Source organism: Kitasatospora arboriphila (assembly GCF_039528095.1).
Classification (GTDB): Bacteria; Actinomycetota; Actinomycetes; order Streptomycetales; family Streptomycetaceae; genus Kitasatospora; species Kitasatospora arboriphila.
The window spans coordinates 1-3,348 of the sequence record NZ_BAAALD010000200.1; the positions used below are offsets into that span (position 1 = coordinate 1).

3 protein-coding genes and 2 pseudogenes are annotated in these 3,348 nt (G+C 76.0%); 1 reads left to right on the forward strand and 4 read right to left on the reverse strand.

Features of this window, described 5'->3' with window-relative positions; genetic code table 11:
* Positions 1-5: 5 nt before the first annotated feature.
* The 4 genes and pseudogenes from ABD353_RS39370 to ABD353_RS39385 all read right to left on the reverse strand — a co-directional run.
* A pseudogene (locus ABD353_RS39370) lies at positions 6-287 on the reverse strand (DUF6457 domain-containing protein); the annotation flags it as partial.
* Between the two features lie 106 nt (positions 288-393).
* A pseudogene (mobA, locus tag ABD353_RS39375) lies at positions 394-954 on the reverse strand (molybdenum cofactor guanylyltransferase); the annotation flags it as partial.
* A gap of 67 nt (positions 955-1,021) precedes the next feature.
* On the reverse strand, positions 1,022-1,942 hold the full coding sequence (locus ABD353_RS39380; RefSeq protein WP_344628534.1) for an MBL fold metallo-hydrolase: 921 nt from the start codon (positions 1,940-1,942) through the stop codon (positions 1,022-1,024).
* Positions 1,943-2,069: 127 nt separating this feature from the next.
* Positions 2,070-2,717: an FMN-dependent NADH-azoreductase gene (locus ABD353_RS39385; RefSeq protein ID WP_344628535.1), complete on the reverse strand. Its 648-nt coding sequence runs from the start codon at positions 2,715-2,717 to the stop codon at positions 2,070-2,072.
* 107 nt (positions 2,718-2,824) lie between these two features.
* Here ABD353_RS39385 and ABD353_RS39390 point away from each other — a divergent pair, with 107 nt between their 5' ends.
* Complete coding sequence (locus tag ABD353_RS39390; protein WP_344628536.1) at positions 2,825-3,187, forward strand: winged helix-turn-helix transcriptional regulator; 363 nt, start codon at positions 2,825-2,827, stop codon at positions 3,185-3,187.
* Positions 3,188-3,348: the final 161 nt, after the last annotated feature.

Genomic DNA, 3,348 nt, shown 5'->3' on the forward strand with positions numbered 1-3,348 from the left:
GCCGGTCACGCCTGCTCCGGCGGGTGCTGCGCGGCCCACCGTTCGGCGAGGGCGGCGGTGCGGGCGGTCGCCGCCGCGACCTCCTCGGCCCCGCCGCCGCGGGCGGCCGCCGCGTACCCCACCAGGAAGGCGGTCAGCGGTGCGGCCGGCCGGGCGACCCCGTGCGCGACCACCCGGGCGAGGTCCAGCAGCCCCGGCACGTCGACCTCGAAGTCGATCCCCAGCTCGGCGCCGACCTCGGCGATCCAGTCATCCAGCGTGCGCTCCATGGCCCCATGCTGCCCGATCCCGGTGTCCGCGGTGGTGCCGCGGTCGTGTGCGGCGCGGGTCGGTCCGCTCACCGGCCGTCGGGGCGGGCGGTGAGGATCACCGTCCGGCGCGCCCGCGCAGCTCCCGGTCGCGGGCCCGGGCGAGCTCCTCCCAGGTGTCGCAGTCGAGGGCGACGGCCTCGGCGTCGGCCAGCCGGACGGTGTGCAGCGGCCCGGTGAGCCGCCGCAGCGGGCGGCTGTCCGGGCTGCCGAGGGCGGCGAGCGAGGCGCGCAGCGCGGCCGTGCGGTAGGCGCCGGCGAGCGGCTGGTCCCGGCCGTCCGCGTCGACCAGGACGGCGGCCTCCGCCCCGGCGTCCTCGAGGGCGGCGAGCAGCCGGTGCACGGTGCGGTCGTCCAGGAAGGGCAGGTCGGCGGCGAGCAGCAGCACCCGGTCGGCGGTCACCGCGGCGAGGCCGGCGGCGACGGCGGCGACCGGTCCGCCGCCGGGCGGTTCCTCGCGGGTCCAGTGCACGGTGCGGGCGACGGTCCGGACGGGGCCGACCACGACGGTGGTGCGAGCGTCCGCGCAGGCCGCCAGCACCCGGTCGAGCAGGGTCCGGCCGCCCACGTCCAGCCCGGGCTTGTCGGCGCCGCCGAGCCGGCTCGCGGCCCCGCCGGCCGGCACGATCACGTCGAAGGCCGTCATGCCGCCAGTATCCGCCGCCCGGCGGCCCGTTCGGGAGGGCCGGGTGGGCCGGGGCGGCCGGAGGGGTTCAGTCCTCCTCGACGATCTCCGCGTCGACGATCTCGGCGTCGACGATCTCCGCGTCCTCGGCCGGCGTGGTGTTGGCGGCCGCGCCGAGGTCGAGGATGACGGGCAGGGTGAGCGCGCCGTACCGCTCGTTCATCGTGGCGGCCAGGGCCTCCGGGTCGTGCGGGTGGGCGGCCAGGGCGCGGTCGAAGTCCTGCAGGTACTCGCCGGTGAAGGCGATCACCCGCAGCGCGTCGTCGTCGGTGCCGGGCGCCCGGTGGCCGGCGACCACCCGCTCCGCGCCGAGGTCGGCGATCCGGGCCAGGTTGTGCGCCCAGTCGATCCGGCGGTGGGCGTCGGTGTCGGCCGTCCAGACGTGGGTGCCGTTGTAGACGAAGTCGCCGGCGAGCACGGTGCGGATGCTCGGGACGTGCACCACGGTGGAGCCCTCGCAGTCGCCCTGGCCGAGCGCGAGCACCCGGATCGGCTGGCCGTCGATCATCAGCGGCTGCGGCAGCAGCGGCGCGGGCAGCAGCGGCTGGTCGGGGATGTCGTCGCCGTAGACGGGCTTCCACTCGGCGACCTTGGCGACGGCGGTGCGGGCGATCCCCTCGACCACCGGCGGCGCGGCCAGCAGCTGGGCCTCGGGGAAGAGCCGCAGCACCTCCTCGGCGCCGAAGTAGTGGTCGGGGTGGCGGTGGGTGACCACGATGGCGAGCAGCCGGCGGCCCTTGCCGGCGATCCACTCGGCGAGTTCGCGGCCGGCGCTGCGGGTGAGCTGGGCGTCGACCAGGATCGCGGTGCCCTGGCCCATGATCAGCACGGAGGTCGCGAAGAAGGCGCTCTCCGGGCCGGTGAAGACGTCGATCTCCAGCGGTGGGTGGCCCGGCCCGGGGGCCGCGCGGTGGGGTCCGGCGGTCTCGTCGGGCGGGTTGGGCGTCACGTCGGCTCCCTGGTCGGCGGGGCGGCCCGGCGGGCCGCTCGTTCGTACCAGCTTGGTCGGTGGGGTACCGATCGCCGGTCAGGCGCGCCCGGGCGGGTGGAGCGGAGGCCGCCCGGGCGCGGGGGCCTCAGGCCGCGACGCGGCTGGCGACGGCCTCGGCACGGGCCGCGGCGTCCACCAGCGCCTGCGCCTTGGAGGCGTCCGCCTGCTCGGCGAAGCCGGCCAGCGCCGGGTTGACCCGGGCCAGGGTGAACTCGGGCACCACGAAGTCGACCTCCAGGCCGAGCATGCCGGTCAGCACCTTCTCCAGGTAGGTGGTGACGAACTCGAAGCTCTCCCGCGGGGTGCCCGGGCCGTACGCGCCGCCGCGGGAGGCAACCACGGTGACCGGGGTGCCGGCGGCGGAGGGCTGCTCGCCCGCGCTGCGGCCGATCACGATCACCTGGTCGAGCCAGGCCTTGAGGGCGGACGGGATCGTGAAGTTGTACATCGGGGTGCCGATGACGACGGCGTCCGCCTGCTCCAGCTCGGTGACCAGCTGCTCGCGCAGGGTCCAGGCCGCCTGCTGCTCCGGGCTGCGGTGCTCGGCCGGGGCGAAGGCGGAGGTGATGCCGGCGGCGTCCAGGTGCGGCAGGGGCTCGGCGGCCAGGTCGCGGTAGATCACGGTGCCGCCCGGGTTGGCGGCCTCCCAGGCCTCCCGGTACGCCGCGGAGACCTCGCGGGAGACGGAGCCCTCGGAGAGCGCGGACGAGTCGATGTGCAGCAGCGTGGGCATGGCGATGCCTCCATTTCGGAAGTTACTGCAGCGCGGTGCGCTGCTTCCGCAACAGTAGCAGCTTACTTTTCTATAGTCACTTGCCGCGGGGCAGTACCCTGGACGGCATGGCGCAGGAAACAGCACCGGCACACGCTGCCTGTACGGGGGCGGACGCCGCCATCACCCGGGTCTTCGCCCTGCTCGGCAAGCGCTGGACGGGGCTCGTGGTCGCCGTGCTCAGCAACGGTCCCGGCCACTTCTCCGAGCTGCGCCGCGCCATCCCCGGCATCAGCGAGCGGATGCTCTCCGACCGGCTCACCGAGCTCGGCGAGGCCGGCCTGGTCCTCCGCGAGGTCGACGAGGGCCCGCCGCTGCGGGTCCGCTACCGGCTCACCGAATCCGGGGCCGCGCTCGGCCCCGCCCTCACCGAGCTGCGCGCCTGGGCGGAGCGCTACCTGCCCCCGCCGCCGCCCGGCGGCTGCCGGTAGCCCGGCACCCCACGAACGACGGAGCGCCCCGCCGCGGACCGCCGAGCAACTGCTCGGCACCGCGACGGGGCGCTCGTGTCGATCCGGAGGGTTACTTCCCGCCCTTGCCGGTGATCTTGTCGATGCGGGAGCCGATGCCCCAGGTGGTGACGCGCCAGAGG